1 pseudogene is annotated in these 394 nt (G+C 75.6%); it reads right to left on the bottom strand.

Annotated features, from left to right (window positions below):
- Nucleotides 1-176 precede the first annotated feature (176 nt).
- A pseudogene (locus PUR61_RS19065) lies at nucleotides 177-394 on the bottom strand (bifunctional 4-hydroxy-2-oxoglutarate aldolase/2-dehydro-3-deoxy-phosphogluconate aldolase); the annotation flags it as partial.

Below are 394 nucleotides of genomic sequence, written 5' to 3' on the forward strand. Positions count from 1 at the left end.
GACGATGGCCGCGGCACCGGCGACGGACAGTTCCCTGGGCGGGGCGAGCCGGACCGGGCCGGTGGCCCGCAGTACGGCCATCGCCGCCCGCGCGGCCACCACCTCGGGAACCGCGCGGCCGCCCTCGGGGGCGGTGGGGATGTTGGGGATGCGGTCAACGCCATGTTGAGAGCGGCGCGCCATTGTGAGGCGCGGGTGCGAAGGGAGGCCTGGTCGACGAGGTCGTCGGCGTCGCGGCCCAGGGGCGAGCCGGATCCGACGGCGACTGCTCCTGCTGTGAGGTAGGCGAGGGCGGCGGTGGCGTCGATGCCGCCGACGGGCACGAACGGCACGTCCGGGAACGGGGCGCGTAGCGCGTTCAGGTAGGCGGGGCCGCCGAACAGGGCGGGGAAGA

Origin of the sequence: Streptomyces sp. BE20, assembly GCF_036322525.1 — a bacterium.
In the GTDB taxonomy this organism is placed as follows: domain Bacteria; phylum Actinomycetota; class Actinomycetes; order Streptomycetales; family Streptomycetaceae; genus Kitasatospora.